Genomic DNA, 15,579 nt, shown 5'->3' with positions numbered 1-15,579 from the left:
AAGGCCTGAGCGCCTTCCCTTCGTGTTTCATCCGGCGGGGTGGCAGAGTGGTCATGCAGCGGCCTGCAAAGCCGTGGACGCCGGTTCGATTCCGACCCCCGCCTCCAACTTCTCCTCGCGGCTTCGCGCTATGCTGGCAGCAAGTCTCCGGCGGGCCCGGGTGGCGAAACTGGTAGACGCACGGGACTTAAAATCCCGGGCCGCAGGGCGTGCGGGTTCGACTCCCGCCCCGGGCACCAACTGGAGTACAGCGAGCACGAGCCCCGTGGGCGCGCACTCCTTGGAACGAATTACCTCCGCACGCAATCCCTTGCTGAAGCTCGTGCGACGTCTGGCCGCGTCTGCGCGCGATCGCCGCCGCCTGGGCAAGACCTTGCTCGATGGCGCCCACCTCGTTCAGGCTTACGCCCGTCGCCTCGGCCTGCAAAGCGCCACGCTCATCTTGAGCGACACAGCAAGCAAATCTGCCGAGGTCGCGGATCTGCTCTCGAGCTTCGAACCCGGCAGGCTGGTGACGCTCCCGGATTCCCTGTTCGAGGCGCTCGCGCCCGTTCAAACCCCCACCGGAGTTCTTGCCGTTGTCGACATTCCCAGAGTCGAGCGCAAGCCAAAGCTGGAAGGCTTCTGGGTTCTCTTGCAAGGGGTGCAAGACCCCGGCAATCTTGGTTCGATCCTGCGCACGGCTGCCGCGATCCGTGCGGCTGCGGCGGCGCTCTGTCCCGCGTGTGCCGATCCTTGGTCGCCCAAGTGCCTGCGTGGCGGCATGGGCGCCCATTTCGTCCTGCCGATCGTCGACCGTGCCGACCTGTGGAAGCTCCTGGAAGGTTTCCCGGGAAAGGTGTACGCGACCGCGCCGCGTTCCGGTCCACCGCTCTTTGATGTCGACTTGACAGGTTCCTGTGCAGTGCTCTTCGGCGCCGAGGGGCAGGGGCTTGACAAGGACCTCCTAAATCAGGCGGACGCCACCATTCGAATCCCGATCAGCGAATGGGTTGAGTCGCTCAATGTCGCCGCTGCCGTGGCCATGGTCTGCTGCGAGCGCCTACGACAAGAAGGTTTTTCTGGACGAAAGTGAAAGCGGGATCGCGACCGAATATAACTTGACATAATAATCATTATACGCAGTAGCGTTATTCGCGCCGCGCCTCTTTGAACAGGCGAAAGAAATTTTCGGTGGTCGCTGCGGCCAAGGCTTCGAGAGGCACGCCCCGGAGCGCCGCGACTTGCTCTGCCACGTAGCGCACGTAGGCTGGCTCGTTGCGCTTTCCACGAAGTGGCACAGGCGCCAGATACGGCGCGTCGGTCTCGATCAGAAGTCGATCCATTGGAACCTTCTTGGCCACCTCGCGAAGCGCATCCGCATTCTTGAAAGTAATGATGCCCGAGAAGGAGATGTAGAACCCGAGCCCTAGGGCAGCCTCTGCAACTGCCCAAGAGTCGGTGAAGCAGTGCATGACCCCCCCAACCTCCGCGGCACCTTCCTCGTCAAGCAGGCGCAGGGTGTCTAGGGCTGCTTGACGGGTGTGAACAATCAGGGGTTTTCCGAGCTTTCTGGCAACGCGAATATGGTCTCGGAAACGCTTTCTCTGCCACTCGAGATCGCCTTCGGAGCGATAGTAGTCAAGCCCGGTTTCGCCGACCGCAACGACTCCAGGTGCGCTGGCGGCACGAATCAGCGCATCCTCGTCTGTTGTGGCGCCAGGAGCATGAGTCGGATGCTCTCCTGCTGAGGCAAAAATGTTTTTAAAACTGGATACTATCCTATGGACTTCTGAAAATGTCTCAAGATCTACCGATACACAAAGCGCATAGGCGACCTCCGCCTCCTTCATGCGTCCGACCACGGCATCAAGCGCTCCTGCCAGTTCGGGGAAGCTGAGATGGCAATGCGAATCAGCAAGCACCATCGATCACATACTTGAGAGCTGAACCTGAGCTCATCTCTACATGGTATGAGTAGGACGATTCAGCGCCAGCTGGCCAGCCAGCAAGCCCTCGATCCGGGCGCGGGCAGCGGATCCACTCTCATCGGCCTGGAACTGGACCCCGACGCCCTGCGCTCGGCCGCCTTGGCTGCCAGCCGGGGTAATCCAGACCACTTTGCCCGCAACCGGGATCTTGTTCGGATCACCAAGTAAGCCGATGAGCATGAAGATCTCAACGCCCAGGCGATAGGGTTTGGTGGTGGGTATGAAGATGCCGCCTCCCTTGACAAAGGGCATGTAGGCCGCATACAGGATGGCCTGCTCGCGGATGTTCAGAGCCAAGGCACCGGGGCGCGCGGGTACGGACGCGAGGCGATCGTTCTCCGACATGGGTTCTCCTCAGGTTTCGGGGAGCGCGGCAAACAGTGCTTCGAGCGCCAGACGGCGGTTGAGCGGATGATAGGCCGAACGCGCATATTGCAGGATGCGATCGACCCAGCCGGCAATCGAGGCCGCGGAAAGTACCGCGCCTCTGGCCCGGATCTCTCCTTGGTAATCCAAATGGTAGCGGGCCGGCAATTCGTGCTTGCCAGCCAGCAGATCGTGACAAGCCATGAGTAGAAGTCGTGCGAGCATCGCAGGGTCGAAGGCCTCGGCGCGCGACGCGAGCTCCAGGGGATCCGACCCCCTACGCCAGAATTCGCTGAAGAACTCGGCCCGCAGCGTCCAGAACTCCTGGTCTGCGATCAGATCGCCCGCAGCGATCGGCGCGTAGCCACTCAACGCGAGAGCCAGTTCGGCGCGCGCCCGATCGGCAGTTGCGAGATGCCGCACGGCCACTTCCGGGGCTGGCCTTGCGACCGGTAGCCGAAAGCAACGACTGATCACGGTCGGCAGGAGCCGCTGCGGCTCGTGACTCACGAGAAGAAAGTGCATTCCCGGGGGAGGCTCCTCCAGGATTTTCAGCAGCGCGTTGGCCGCGCTTGAGTGCAGCGACTCGGCAGGAGAGATCAGCGCGACTCGCCCGCGTCCGCGATGCGAGCTCATCACGGACAAGTCAGCCAACTCTCGCACGGCGGATACCGGGATCTGAACGCCCGGCTTCCTTGCTGGCGCAATCTCTCCCCCTTCCCGGAGCGCACTGTCCTCCGCGCCGGGCAGCAGTTCGCGATAGTCTGGGTGGGTGCCCGCATCCATGAGCCGGCAGGCCGAACAGTTACCGCACGCGCGCCCCATGCCGCGTGGAGCCTCGCACAGAATCGATCTTGCCAAGCTGCGCGCCAGCAGGTTCTTCCCCATTCCCCGCTGGCCATGCAGCAGCAAGGCGGCGGGCACGACGGGTGGCAGCCGGGCGAGCGCAGCGGCTAACCAGGGAAGATCTAGGGCTGACATAGGCGAAGCAATTGCCGCTCGAGCTCTGCCTGGACTGCTGCGATGCTCTGCCCTGCGTCGATCACTACGATCCGGTTCGGCGCCTCCTTCACGCGGCGCAGATAGGCTGCGCGGACGCGCTCGAAAAAGCGTGGATCCTCCCGTTCGAAACGGTCAAGCGTCTTCAGGCCAGCGATCCGGGCGCGGGCTGCTTCCACCGGAAGGTCGAAATACAGCGTCAGATGAGGCTGGAATCCGGCCTGGATCCACTCCTCCAGCTCTCGTAGTCGATCGAACGGCACGCCGCGCCCTCCTCCCTGATAGGCGAAACTTGCATCCGTGAAGCGGTCGCACAGGACGATTTCTCCGCGGTCCAGTGCGGGGCGGATGACGCGCTCAAGATGCTCTTTTCGCGCGGCAAACATGAGCAAGGCTTCCGTTTCCGGCTGAAGCATCGGCTCCCCGTGCAGCAGGAGGTTGCGCAGCTTCTCTCCCAGCGGCGTGCCCCCCGGCTCTCTGGTCACCGTGATGATGTAACCGCGTCCACGGAACCATTCCGCCGACCAGGCCAAGTGGGTGCTCTTGCCCGCGCCGTCGACCCCTTCGAAGGTGATGAATCGTCCGCCGGTCACGGGGCTTTCTGAAACTTCTGAACGGCTCGGTTATGCTCGCTCAAGGAGCTGGAAAACACGTGGCTCCCGTCGCCGCGCGCCACGAAATACAAGGCAGCGCTTTTCGCCGGATTGAGCGTCGCGCGCAACGCGCGTTCTCCGGGCATGGCTACCGGAGTCGGCGGCAAGCCGCTGCGCGTGTAGGTGTTGTACGGCTGATCCATGAGCAGGTCGCGACGGCGCAGATTGCCGTCGAAATCCTCTCCCAGCCCGTAGATCACCGTGGGATCGGCCTGCAGGCGCATGCCGCGTTTCAGGCGGTTCACGAACACCGCGGCGACCATCTCGCGCTCTTCCTCCACCCCGGTTTCCTTTTCCACGATGGACGCCAGAATCAGCGCTTCGTACGGCGAAAATAGCGGTAGGCCCTTGGCGCGCTGCGGCCAGAGTTCGGACAGTACCTGCCGCATCTTCAGATAGGCCTGCCGAAGGATGAGGAGGTCGCTGGTACCAGATGAGAAGAAATACGTGTCGGGGAAGAACAACCCTTCGGGATGCCTTTCCGGAACGTCGAGTTTGCTCAGGATCTGCTCCGGGGTCAGCGTCTGCGTGTCGTGCCGCAAGCCCGGATGGCTGTCCAGCGCGGCGCGAACGTGCCTGAATGTCCACCCTTCAACGAACGTGATCTGCCCTCTCGCGAACTCGCCGCGCGCCAGCTTGTTGAGCAGGGTCAGGGGCGTAACCGCATCCGCGACTTCATAGGTTCCAGCCTTGACGTCCTCGGCCTTGCCGAGCAGGCGCGCCAGCAAGACGAAGGCGTCCGCGCTGGAAATGATCTTCTTGCTCTCGAGACTGCGGGCGACCTGGCGCAGACCCTGGCCTTGATTGATGTGGAACTGGCGCGACGCCTCTGGTGGCATGACTGGAGTAGTCGCATAGCGGTAGAGCCACGCGCCACCCGCGATGGCCACCGCCAATGCCAGCAGGAGGCTTGCGCGCAGAAGACGGTTGCCGCGGCGACGTTCAGCCTCGGAGGAAAACCACCTTCGATCGCGAGCGCGCTTGAAAAGCCCCATGCGAGCAAGCTCGATTCGGCGCGATTGCCCGAGGCGCGGCGGCGACTAGCGCGCCTCGTTCAAATGGCGCGGAACGCGAGCGTTCCGTTTGTCCCGCCAAATCCGAAGGAATTGGAGAGCGCAACCCGGATGTTCATCTTGCGCGCCGCATTCGGCACGAAGTCCAGATCGCACTGCGGGTCCTGCTTGAACAGATTGATGGTCGGCGGAGCCATTTGTTCCTTGACCGCGAGCGCCGAAAACACCGCTTCCACCCCGCCGGCCGCCCCGAGCAGATGGCCCGTGCTCGACTTTGTCGAACTCACTGCGATGCGCCTGGCGTGATCGCCAAAGGCCCTTTTGATCGCCACCGTTTCAGCGATGTCGCCCAGCGGGGTGGACGTGCCGTGCGCGTTGATGTAGTCGACCTCGTCGGCATTGATCGACCCATTCCTGAGTGCATTGACCATGCAGCGGGCCGCACCTTCGCCGTCCTCGCATGGCGCGGTGATATGGTGAGCATCCGCACTCATGCCGTACCCGGCAAGCTCGCAGTAGATCCTTGCACCACGTCTCCTGGCGTGTTCGTACTCCTCGAGCACAACCACGCCGGCACCCTCTCCCAGGACGAAACCATCCCGGTCTACGTCCCAGGGGCGGCTTGCGGTAGCCGGATCCTCGTTGCGCGTGGACAACGCTCGAGAAGCCGAGAAGCCTCCGATCCCCAGAGCGCACACCGACGCTTCCGACCCGCCCGCGAGCATGACGTCCACATCGCCGTACTCGATCAGCCGGGCGGATTCACCGATGCAATGCGTCGCGGTGGTGCAGGCCGTCACCATGGCCAGGCATGGTCCCTTCAATCCGTACATGATGGAAAGGTTTCCCGCCGCCATGTTGATGATGGCACCAGGAATGAAGAACGGAGATATCTTGCGCGGACCGACCTCGAGAAACAGTCTGTGCGTCTCCTCGATCATCGGCAGGCCGCCGATGCCCGAACCGATGTTCACGCCAATGCGCTCGGGCTGCGGCGGATGGGGCTCTATGCCGGCGTCCTTCAACGCCTGAATGCCGGCCGCCATACCGTAGTGGATGAAAACGTCGAAACGCCTCGCCTCTTTCGGGGACAGATACTGCGAGACGTCGAAATCCTTCACTTCGCCGGCAATCTGGGACGCGAAGGGGGAGGCATCGAAACGGGTTATCCGCGTGATACCGGACTTGCCCGCGAGGATGTTGGACCAGGCTTCTTTGACCGTGTTACCGACCGGACAGACGATTCCCAGCCCGGTGATGACGACTCGGCGTCGGGACAACTGGGCTCCAGTGGCGATAGATGAAAAACGGCCTCAGGTGTTGAGGTGGGCCTTGATGTAGTCGATCGCCTGTTGAACGGAGGTAATCTTCTCAGCTTCCTCGTCCGGAATCTCGCACTCGAACTCTTCCTCGAGCGCCATCACCAGTTCGACGGTATCAAGGGAATCGGCGCCCAAGTCGTCGACGAACGTTGACTCGTTCTTGATGTCGGCCTCGTTCACGCCGAGCTGCTCTGCGACGATCTTCTTGACGCGTTGTTCGATGGATTCCATTCAGTATCCCTTCTTTGTGAGCTTGCGTGTGCCTGTGCAGATCTAGGGCGCTGCCGTGGCAGACGGTCCCGAGAAAGACGGCGCGTATTCTAGCAAACTTGGAAATGCACGGCGGTCAATCCATCAGCATGCCGCCGTTGACGTGGATCGTACTGCCAGTCACGTAACCAGCCCCGTCGGAGGCGAGGAACACCACGGCGGCAGCCACCTCTTCGGGCAGGCCGAAGCGCCCGAGAGGAACACCTGCGAGCATAGCCTGCTTCTGAGCATCGGGCAGCGTGCGCGTCATGTCGGTGTCAATGAATCCCGGGGCCACGCAATTGACCGTGATGTTTCGGCTGCCCACTTCGCGCGCCAGAGCCTTGCTGAAGCCGACGATGCCGGCCTTTGCCGCCGCATAGTTGGTCTGTCCGGCGTTGCCGGTAAAGCCGACGACGGACGTCAGGTTGACGATGCGGCCATAGCGGGCCTTGATCATAGAGCGAATGACCAGCTTGGATAATCGGTAGACCGACTTCAGGTTCACGTCCATGATCTCATCCCACTCGGCATCCTTCATTCGCATGAGCAGATTGTCGCGCGTGACGCCCGCGTTGTTTACCAGCACATGGATTGCGCCAAAGCGCTTCTCCGCCTCCGCGACGACCTGCTCGCAGGAGGTCGCGTCGGTCACGTTCAGCACCAGACCGCCGCCTTCGATGCCTGCATCGGCGAGCCGCCCCGAGATGGACTGCGCGCCACTTTCCGTCGTTGCGGTGCCGAGCACCTTGGCGCCAGCTTGGCCCAGCGCGAGCCCGATCGCGGCTCCGATCCCGCGACTCGCCCCCGTGACCAGCGCCACCCTTCCCTGCAACATCTTCATCCTCCCTGTATTGGCCGCGTCCTCACGGTCGTCAAAGCGGCCTCGAAGCTCTCGGCATCGCCCAGCGTCAGCGCGGTCACATCCGGCGCGATGCGCTTGTTCAGCCCGGTCAACACCTTTCCAGGTCCGCATTCCACGATGATCTCGGCGCCTCCCGCGACCAGGGTGTTGATCGTGTCGACCCAGCGCACCGGCTGGCAAAGCTGTCGCACCAGCGCCGCCTTCACGGCGTCTTCCGAAGCGGCAGGCGCCACGTCGGCATTCTGATAGACCGGAATCGAGGGTCGCCGGATGACCACACTTGCAAGCCACGCTTGCAGGCGTTCGGCGGCGGGTTTCATCAGCGAGCAATGCGACGGCACACTCATGGGCAACAGCATGGCCCGCTTTGCACCTTTGCCCTTGGCAGCCTCGATCGCCCGTTCCACCGCCGGTTTGTTACCTGCGACCACAACCTGCCCGGGCGCGTTGAAGTTGGCCGCCTCTGCCGCTTCGCCATCGCGGCTTGCCTGAGCGCAGGCTGCCCGGACCTGGTCATCGTCTAGACCGAGTATCGCCGCCATTGCGCCAACCCCCGCCGGAACCGCGTCCTGCATGTACTCGGCGCGCAAGCGCACCAGTCGCACTGCCTCAGCGAAGTCGATGGCACCAGCCACGACCAGCGCGCTGTACTCTCCAAGACTGTGTCCCGCTAAGCTCGACGGTACGGGTCCGCCTGCCGCCCGCCACGCGCGATACAGCGCCACGCCAGCCACGAGCATGACCGGTTGAGTATTGACGGTAAGGTTCAATTGGTCGGCGGGCCCCTCCGCCACGAGTTTCCAGAGATCCGCTCCGAGTGCCGCGGAAGCCTCCCCGAACGTCTCCCTTACCGAAGGCAGGGCTTCGTAGGCTTTCATCATCCCGACCGATTGCGAGCCCTGACCGGGAAATACGAACGCAAGCCCCATCGCCTATGTTCTCGACGCAAGACCTAGTAGCGCAACAGCACGGCGCCCCAGGTGAAGCCGCCGCCCACCCCTTCGAGCAGCAAGGTCTGTCCGCGCTGGATCTTGCCGGCTTGCACCGCTTCATCCAAGGCGAGCGGAATCGAAGCAGCAGAAGTGTTACCGTGATGCTGCACCGTCGAGATCAGCCGCTCGGCAGGCAATCCGAGCTTTCGCGCGGTGGCTTCCATGATGCGGATATTGGCCTGATGCGGAATGAACCAATCCACGTCTGCTATGTTCTTGCCCGCCGCGGACAGCACTTCGTAGGCGACTTCCTCGAAAACCTTCACGGCGAACTTGAATACCGCGGCGCCGTCCATGTGCACGAACGGGCTGCCGCACACCTTGCCGCCGCAGACATGCCCGGGAACGGCGAGTTTGTCTCGGTAGCTGCCGTCGGCGTGCAGTTTCGATGCCAGCACGCCGGGCTCGCCGGAAGCCTCCAGCACGACCGCCCCCGCGCCGTCGCCGAACAACACGCAGGTGGAGCGATCGCTCCAGTCGAGAATGCGGGAGTAGACCTCCGACCCGACGACCAGTGCGCGTCGGGCCTGGCCAGCCTTGATGTAGAGGTCGGCAGTGGCCAGCGCATAGATGAAGCCGCTGCACACCGCCTGAACATCGAAGGCGGGGCAGCCCACGATGCCCAGCTTGCTCTGCAGGATACAGGCGGTCCCTGGAAAGACCATGTCCGGCGTGGTCGTGGCAACGATGATGAGGTCGATGTCGCGCGCCGTTACGTCGGCCGAGCGCAGTGCGTTGCCTGCCGCCTTTTGCGCCAGATCGCTGGCCAGCTCTCCATCAGCGGCGATGTGCCGTTCCCGGATCCCGGTGCGCGTGACAATCCACTGGTCGGTGGTTTCGACCATGCGCTCCAGGTCGCGATTGGTCAGCACCCTTTCGGGCAGATAGCTCCCGGTGCCGATGATCCTGGAGTAGCTCATGCCGCCTTCTGCTGAACCGAGGCCATGCGCTCGCCGATCTTGGTCAACATGTTGTGGCGTGCCTCCTCGTAGGCACGCTCGATCGCGAAACCGAACGCGTAGCTGTCCGCGGAACCATGACTTTTCACCACGATGCCTTTTAGCCCGAGCAGACTCGCCCCGTTGTAGCGGCGGTGGTCGACCCGGTGACGAAAACGGTTGATCACGGGCAGGGCGATCAGGCCACTCAGCTTGGTCAGCGCATTGCGCTTGAATTCATCGCGCAGGTAACGCGCGAGCATCTGGGCCAGGCCCTCGGAGGTCTTCAGCGCCACGTTGCCGACGAAGCCGTCGCAGACGATGACGTCGGTCGTACCCTTGTAGATGTCGGTGCCTTCGACGTTGCCGTAGAAATTGAGCCCGCTTTCGCGCAGCAGCTCCGCAGCCCGCTTCACGACCTCGTTTCCCTTTATTTCCTCTTCGCCGACATTGAGCAGCCCGACGCTGGGACGCTCGACTTTATCGACGGCGCTGACCAGGCACGACCCCATCACCGCAAACTGAAGCAGGTGCTCCGCCGTGCAATCCACGTTGGCGCCCAGGTCCAGCACACAAGTGCGGCCGCGCAAAGTCGGCAGAAAGGACGCGATCGCCGGACGCTCGATCCCCGGCAGCATCTTGAGCACGAAGCGCGAGATCGCCATCAGCGCACCGGTGTTGCCGGCACTCACGCAGGCGTCGGCGGCGCCCTCCTTGACCAGATCCACCGCCACCCGCATCGAAGAGTCGCGTTTGGCGCGCAAGGCTTGCGCGGGAGGTTCGTCCATTGCCACGACCTCGGAGGCGGGCTGAATGCCGAGACGCTCGCCCGCCGCAGCGTGGTGGCGCCGCAACTCGGCCTCGATCGCCTGTGGCAGGCCCACGAGTACGATGCGTGCATCGGTGGCGCGATCCAGAAAACGCAGTGCCGCGTCAACCGTGACCGACGCACCGAAGTCTCCTCCCATGCAATCAAGCGCGATCGTGACTGCCATGTCCGACCCTGGGCTGGGCGCGCGCCGGGAGGCGGGCGCCGGTTGAAGGCTTCCGAGGATTATGCTCCCGGGCCTGGAAGCCCGGCCAAGGGCGCCGCAATACCGGCGCAGCCTTCACTACTCTTCGTCTCGCGACTTAACGACCTTCTTGCCGCGGTAGTAGCCGCTGGGGCTGATGTGATGCCGCAGATGCACTTCGCCGGTAGTGGGCTCGACGGCAAGAGGGGGGGTTGTAAGGAAATCGTGCGCCCGCCGCATGTTGCGGCGTGACGGCGATTTCTTGTTCTGCTGAACGGCCATAACTCGGGCTCCTTTAACTCTGCGTGCTTCGTTTCAGCGCGGCCAGCTTGCTGAACGGCGAAGCCTTCACGGTTGCTTGGGCCACCTGCCAAGCCGGCCGGCAGCTTTCGGCTATGTGCATCGCCGACATGGGCAGCGACAGGACCAGTTCTTCCTCGACCAGACCGACCACATCGAGTTGCGGATCGGCCGGCACGCAATCAATCGTGTCGCCTTCCTCCGCGACGTCCATTTCCGGCTCGCCGGGCAAGATCAGCACGAACTCTCGCTCGCAGGCGACCTTGTGCTCCAAGGGTTGCAGGCACCTTTGGCAGGTCAGCATCAGGCGTCCCGACATTTTCAGAAGCAGACGCGGCCGACCCTGTGCTCCGATGTGACCCGACAGCTTGAACAGGATGCTGCCTGTCTGATCCGCAAGCGCATCATGCAGGCGAACCAGTTCCGAAACCAGCGCTTCGCCTGTCAATATCGAACGCTGCCGAGCAAACTCGGCGCTGTCGATCAGCGGCCGTCCGGACATAAGGCGCGCATAATATTGGCTTTGAACAACCCTGTCAAAACAAAATCTTGGAGCAACAACTCGATTCACGCCTGGTCCTGGCCTCGGCCTCGCTCTATCGGCGCACGCTGCTGGAAAGGCTCAAGCTGCCTTTTGTTGCCGTAGCCCCCGACATCGACGAAACAGCGCTTGCCGGTGAACCAGCGCCGGCGACCGCGCTGCGCCTTGCCTACGCCAAAGCGCGCGCCGTTGCCCGGCGCCTTCCGGAGCGGCTCATCATCGGCTCTGACCAAGTGGCCGAGTGCCAGGGCATCAGGCTCGACAAGCCGCAAGGACACGCACGCGCGGTCGAACAGTTGCGGCTGCTGAGCGGCCGCGAAGCGGTGTTTCACACCGCGGTGACCTTGCTGAACTCGGCGACCAACCGGGCGCAGACCGAGGTCGTGCCGACCAAGGTGCGGTTCCGGCTCCTCAGCGAAGAAGAAATCGAGCGCTACCTGCAGAAGGAGCCGGCCTACGACTGCGCCGGCAGCGCCAAGTCCGAAGGACTCGGCATCGCGCTCATGGAGTGGATCGAAAGCAAGGACCCTGCGGCGCTGATCGGCCTGCCGCTCATCGCACTATGCACGATGTTGCGCAACGAAGGCTTCGCCCTCCCCTGATGATCGATGCTCGATGACGACCAATGATCAAGAAGCACAACCCCGGTCGGCTCTACCTCATCCCCTCGCCACTCGGCTCGACCGCCGCCAGTATCGGGTATCTGGGCTGCCTGCCCGCGGAAGTGCGCCAGCTCGCGCACTTCGTCGTGGAAAACGCGAGAAGTGCGCGGCGCGTTCTGGGCGGCCTGGGCCTGACTCGCCCGTTGCAGTCGCTGGATATCCAGGAACTCAACGAGCACACCCCGGCGCACCGCTTGGACGGGTTGCTGGTTCCCTTGCTCGCCGGCGAAGACGTCGGGCTGCTGTCGGAAGCGGGCTGTCCCGCGATCGCCGATCCCGGTGCCCAACTGGTGCGGCGCGCGCATGCCAACGGCGTGCGGGTGCTGCCCTTGATCGGTCCCTCGGCTATCCTGCTGGCACTGATGGCCTCGGGACTGGACGGCCAGCGCTTTGCTTTCTGCGGCTACCTGCCGCGCAGGTCGGCGCAGCGCGAGATTGCGATCAGGCAGGCCGAGGAGCGCTCGCGGCGACTGAGTCAAACCCAGATTTTCATCGAGACCCCGTATCGCAATGACGCGCTGTTGGCGGCGCTGCTGGGAACCTGTGCCGAGACGACCTTGCTGTGCATTGCCGCCGACCTTACTCGGCAGAGCGAGCAGATTGTCATGCGCAGCATTGCCCAGTGGCGTGCGTCGCAACCTCTAACGCTCGACCACAGACCGACCACCTTCTTGCTGCTTGCCGCGGGGCAATCAGCGAACCGTGTCGGGCGAGGCAGCACGCAGCAGCGACTCGCCAAGCGCCGTCCCGAAACGGCGGGCTAGGCGTTCAGCCAGGTTCTCGCGGCGCGTGAAGTTCACGATCTCTTCGGCTTTGAGGACTTCGCGCGCCACGAACTCGACGCTGCCGATGCCGTCGGCCAGACCGAGCTCCACACTCCTCTCTCCGGTCCACATCAGTCCGGAGAACAGCTCCGGCTGCTCTTTGAGTCGGTTGCCCCGGCCGGCCTTGACGGCCCCGATGAACTGCTGGTGGATCTCTGCCAGCATTTGCCGCGCGTAGTCTCTGTGCCTGGGGTCAAGCGGCGAGAACGGATCGAGGAAACCCTTGTTCTCTCCGGCCGTGAGCAGACGGCGCTCGATGCCGAGCTTTTTCATGGCTTCGGTAAACCCGAAACCATCCATCAATACCCCGATGGAACCGACCATGCTGGCCTTGTCGACGTAGATCTTGTCGGCGGCCACGGCGACGTAGTAGCCACCGGAGGCGCAGATGTCCTCTACCACCGCATACACAGGCACTTGCGGATGCAGGCTGCGCAGCCGCCGGATCTCGCTGTTGATGCTCGCAGCCTGTACCGGACTGCCTCCGGGACTGTTGATCCGCAGGATGACGCCCTTCGCGTTGCCCGACTCGAATGCATCGCGCAGGCCGGCAACGACATCCTCTGCGTTGGCAGGTGAATCAGAGGCAATCACGCCGGTGAGGTCGACGAGGGCCGTATAGGGACCGGATGGCTTGATTTCGCCCCCGATCCAGCCGAGCGCCACGAATAGCAGAATGAACAAATAGGCGAAGGTCAGGAACTTGAAAAAGATCCCCCAGCGCCGCGCGCGGCGCTGCTCTTCCAGCGCGCTGGACGCCAGCCTCTCGAGCACGCTCCGTTCCCAGTGCTCACTAGGTTGTGTCATCGGTTTCCTCTTCTTCGGCCAAGAATACGCATCCGTCGCGCTCGACCAACGGCAACGGGGTCAGTCTGCCACCGCGGCACGGGCCACCCGCACACCGCCCCGAGTCCGGGTGATACGCCGCGCCGTGCGTAGCGCAAACCAAGTATAGGCCGGAGAAATCGAAAAATTCACCTTCGGTCCAGTCCAATTCCACTCCCACGTGCGCACAACGGTTGAGGTAGGCGTAGACCCTGCCCCGATAACGCACCGCGAACGCGGCCGCAGGCTCTCCATCGAGAAGCTCCACGGTGAAGCGCCAGCCTTTGCCGCGTTCCCTCAGCTGGTCGGAGCGGCAGATCAGGCGTTGTTTTCCAGCCATTCCAGCAACTGCGCAAAACTGGCCACACAAGCAAGCGGCGACAGGCGTGCAAGCTCCTGCGGCGGATGCGCTCCATAGGTCACTGCGACGGCACTCGCGCCGGCGTTCAAGGCCATCAGCAGATCGTGAGTCGTGTCCCCGATCATCAAGGTGCGCGCGACCGGCACGCTCAGCGCTTGCATGAGCTGTTGCAGCATGTCCGGGTGGGGCTTGGGCAAACCCTCGTCCGCGCATCGCGTGGCGACAAAGTGTCCCCGCATTCCGAGCGTGGCCAGGATACGGTCGAGGCCGCGGCGGCTTTTGCCGGTCGCGATTGCCAGCAGATGACCGGCTTTTTGCAGGCGCAGCAAGCCCTCCTCGACCATGGGAAAGGGCCTGAGGCCGTCCTCACCCGACTGGTAATGCAGGGCATAGCGCTGCGCAACTTCGGCCAAGCGCCGCTGCGGCAGCCCAGGAAGGACATAACGCACGGCATCCTGCAGCCCCAGCCCGATCACGTGCCGGCAGGCGCGCTCGGAAGGAATCGGCAAGTCCAGATCGCGGCAAGCCGACTGAAGTGAGGAGACGATATGCGCGGCCGAGTCGACCAGGGTCCCGTCCCAGTCGAACACGAGCAGGTCAAATCTCCTAGCCATTGTCGGGCGCCGCAACGCCCTTTGCCTCCAGATGGTCGATGAAAGCCTGCAGGTCGGCGGGCAATGGCGAGTCGATCCGGACCCGCTGCCCGCTGTCTGGATGCCGAAACACGATGCGCGCGGCGTGCAGAAACATGCGCTTCACCCCCGTATGCGACAGCTCCCTGTTCACGGTGAAGTCGCCGTACTTGTCGTCGCCCACGATGGGGAAGCCGAGGTGGGAGAGATGAACCCGAATCTGGTGCATACGCCCGGTTTTGAGCTGCGCCTCGAGCAGACTGAAGCCACGCCATTGGCTGAGCAGACGGAAAACCGTGTGAGCGGCCATGCCGGACTGGTCGACGACGACCCGGCGTTCGCCACTACGGGTTAGGTATTTTTTCAGCGGCAGTGCCACGCTGCGGCTGCGCTCATTCCATCTCCCCACCACGAGCACCAGATAGCGCTTCTCCACCCCGCCCTGACGAAGCTGTGCATGTAGCGCCGTGAGCGCGCTGCGCTTCTTCGCGAGCAGCAGCACTCCGGATGTGTCCCGGTCCAGGCGGTGCACCAGTTCGAGAAAGCGCAGTTGCGGCCGCTCCAGTCGCAGCCGCTCGATGACCCCCAGGGACACGCCGCTGCCACCGTGCGCGGCGACCCCGGCCGGCTTGTCGATCGCGAGCAGCCAGTCATCCTCCAGCAGAGCCCGTGCGGCCAAGGGTGGGAGCGATCGGGAAACGGCCACGGTCTTGCCCGGCTCACCCTTTCGTACCGGCGGGATGCGAATCCGGTCGCCGACTTGCAAGCGATAGGCCGCATCGACCCGGTGGCTGTTGACCCGAACTTCTCCACTGCGCAGGATCCGGTATACGTGGCTCTTGGGCACGCCCTTGAGCGTGCGCAGCAGGAAGTTATCGATCCGCTGCTGGTCGGAAGACTCGTCGACTTCCGTCCAAGTCACCGAACCTTTACTTAAGCCATTCATTTTGCTTATACTCTTGTGAACCGAGCAGTCGCTTGACGAACCGTCGGGAAGACCTTGGTGCTGCGCCGGACCACGGCGCCCATGGAAGCCTGTAGACCCGATTGCCGG

The 15,579-nt window shown here is 63.3% G+C and carries 19 protein-coding genes, 2 tRNA genes and 1 pseudogene; 5 read left to right on the top strand and 17 right to left on the bottom strand.

Annotation, left to right across the window (positions count from 1 at the left end):
- Positions 1–33: 33 nt before the first annotated feature.
- The 3 genes from VNM24_14630 to VNM24_14620 all read left to right on the top strand — a co-directional run bounded on the left by VNM24_14630 (position 34) and on the right by VNM24_14620 (position 1,075).
- Positions 34–107: transfer RNA gene (locus tag VNM24_14630), tRNA-Cys, on the top strand.
- 47 nt (positions 108–154) lie between these two features.
- Positions 155–239: transfer RNA gene (locus tag VNM24_14625), tRNA-Leu, on the top strand.
- Between the two features lie 71 nt (positions 240–310).
- A complete protein-coding gene (locus VNM24_14620) occupies positions 311–1,075 on the top strand; it encodes an RNA methyltransferase (GenBank protein HWQ39815.1) in 765 nt (254 codons plus the stop codon).
- Positions 1,076–1,130: 55 nt separating this feature from the next.
- Here the strand turns inward: VNM24_14620 and VNM24_14615 are convergent, their stop codons facing one another.
- From VNM24_14615 to VNM24_14555, 13 genes are all read right to left on the bottom strand, one after another.
- On the bottom strand, positions 1,131–1,904 hold the full coding sequence (locus tag VNM24_14615; protein HWQ39814.1) for a TatD family hydrolase: 774 nt from the start codon (positions 1,902–1,904) through the stop codon (positions 1,131–1,133).
- A 39-nt stretch (positions 1,905–1,943) separates the two neighbouring features.
- The gene (locus tag VNM24_14610; protein HWQ39813.1) at positions 1,944–2,315 is read right to left on the bottom strand and encodes a PilZ domain-containing protein; all 372 of its coding nucleotides are present in this window, start codon (positions 2,313–2,315) and stop codon (positions 1,944–1,946) included.
- Between the two features lie 9 nt (positions 2,316–2,324).
- A complete protein-coding gene (locus tag VNM24_14605; GenBank protein HWQ39812.1) occupies positions 2,325–3,260 on the bottom strand; it encodes a hypothetical protein in 936 nt (311 codons plus the stop codon).
- A 44-nt stretch (positions 3,261–3,304) separates the two neighbouring features.
- On the bottom strand, positions 3,305–3,928 hold the full coding sequence (tmk, locus tag VNM24_14600; GenBank protein HWQ39811.1) for a dTMP kinase: 624 nt from the start codon (positions 3,926–3,928) through the stop codon (positions 3,305–3,307).
- Positions 3,925–4,983 (bottom strand): endolytic transglycosylase MltG, encoded by a 1,059-nt coding sequence (gene mltG, locus VNM24_14595; GenBank protein ID HWQ39810.1) that lies wholly within the window; start codon positions 4,981–4,983, stop codon positions 3,925–3,927. Before mltG ends, tmk begins: the two co-directional genes overlap by 4 nt.
- 59 nt (positions 4,984–5,042) lie before the next feature.
- Complete coding sequence (fabF, locus tag VNM24_14590; GenBank protein HWQ39809.1) at positions 5,043–6,281, bottom strand: beta-ketoacyl-ACP synthase II; 1,239 nt, start codon at positions 6,279–6,281, stop codon at positions 5,043–5,045.
- 33 nt (positions 6,282–6,314) lie between these two features.
- Positions 6,315–6,554, bottom strand: coding sequence for an acyl carrier protein (gene acpP / locus VNM24_14585; GenBank protein ID HWQ39808.1), 240 nt, complete (start codon positions 6,552–6,554; stop codon positions 6,315–6,317).
- A gap of 115 nt (positions 6,555–6,669) precedes the next feature.
- The gene (gene fabG / locus VNM24_14580; protein ID HWQ39807.1) at positions 6,670–7,416 is read right to left on the bottom strand and encodes a 3-oxoacyl-ACP reductase FabG; all 747 of its coding nucleotides are present in this window, start codon (positions 7,414–7,416) and stop codon (positions 6,670–6,672) included.
- Positions 7,413–8,366, bottom strand: coding sequence for an ACP S-malonyltransferase (fabD, locus tag VNM24_14575; GenBank protein HWQ39806.1), 954 nt, complete (start codon positions 8,364–8,366; stop codon positions 7,413–7,415). The genes fabG and fabD overlap by 4 nt, the downstream gene beginning before the upstream one ends.
- 23 nt (positions 8,367–8,389) lie before the next feature.
- Positions 8,390–9,349 (bottom strand): beta-ketoacyl-ACP synthase III, encoded by a 960-nt coding sequence (locus VNM24_14570; GenBank protein ID HWQ39805.1) that lies wholly within the window; start codon positions 9,347–9,349, stop codon positions 8,390–8,392.
- Positions 9,346–10,362, bottom strand: coding sequence for a phosphate acyltransferase PlsX (plsX, locus tag VNM24_14565; protein ID HWQ39804.1), 1,017 nt, complete (start codon positions 10,360–10,362; stop codon positions 9,346–9,348). Before plsX ends, VNM24_14570 begins: the two co-directional genes overlap by 4 nt.
- A 117-nt stretch (positions 10,363–10,479) precedes the next feature.
- Entirely contained in the window at positions 10,480–10,662 is a 183-nt protein-coding gene (rpmF, locus tag VNM24_14560) for a 50S ribosomal protein L32 (GenBank protein HWQ39803.1), read from the bottom strand.
- A 13-nt stretch (positions 10,663–10,675) separates the two neighbouring features.
- Positions 10,676–11,182 carry a YceD family protein gene (locus VNM24_14555; protein ID HWQ39802.1) on the bottom strand — a complete coding sequence of 169 codons (507 nt, stop codon included), beginning with the start codon at positions 11,180–11,182 and terminating at the stop codon, positions 10,676–10,678.
- A gap of 47 nt (positions 11,183–11,229) precedes the next feature.
- Here VNM24_14555 and VNM24_14550 point away from each other — a divergent pair, with 47 nt between their 5' ends.
- Complete coding sequence (locus VNM24_14550; GenBank protein HWQ39801.1) at positions 11,230–11,823, top strand: Maf family nucleotide pyrophosphatase; 594 nt, start codon at positions 11,230–11,232, stop codon at positions 11,821–11,823.
- 23 nt (positions 11,824–11,846) lie between these two features.
- Positions 11,847–12,566, top strand: a pseudogene (locus VNM24_14545) (SAM-dependent methyltransferase).
- Between the two features lie 9 nt (positions 12,567–12,575).
- Here VNM24_14545 and VNM24_14540 read toward each other — a convergent pair.
- Genes VNM24_14540 through VNM24_14525 form a run of 4 tightly spaced genes read right to left on the bottom strand, consistent with a single transcriptional unit; the run spans position 12,576 to position 15,471 of the window.
- Positions 12,576–13,514: a S49 family peptidase gene (locus VNM24_14540; protein HWQ39800.1), complete on the bottom strand. Its 939-nt coding sequence runs from the start codon at positions 13,512–13,514 to the stop codon at positions 12,576–12,578.
- A complete protein-coding gene (locus tag VNM24_14535) occupies positions 13,501–13,872 on the bottom strand; it encodes a Rieske 2Fe-2S domain-containing protein (GenBank protein ID HWQ39799.1) in 372 nt (123 codons plus the stop codon). Before VNM24_14535 ends, VNM24_14540 begins: the two co-directional genes overlap by 14 nt.
- Positions 13,851–14,507, bottom strand: coding sequence for an HAD-IA family hydrolase (locus VNM24_14530; protein HWQ39798.1), 657 nt, complete (start codon positions 14,505–14,507; stop codon positions 13,851–13,853). Before VNM24_14530 ends, VNM24_14535 begins: the two co-directional genes overlap by 22 nt.
- Positions 14,500–15,471, bottom strand: coding sequence for an RluA family pseudouridine synthase (locus tag VNM24_14525; GenBank protein ID HWQ39797.1), 972 nt, complete (start codon positions 15,469–15,471; stop codon positions 14,500–14,502). Before VNM24_14525 ends, VNM24_14530 begins: the two co-directional genes overlap by 8 nt.
- Positions 15,472–15,579: the final 108 nt, after the last annotated feature.

The organism is Burkholderiales bacterium (assembly GCA_035560005.1).
Taxonomy (GTDB): Bacteria; Pseudomonadota; Gammaproteobacteria; order Burkholderiales; family Eutrophovitaceae; genus DASRFY01.
This window is presented reverse-complemented; position numbering and strand designations above follow the sequence as displayed.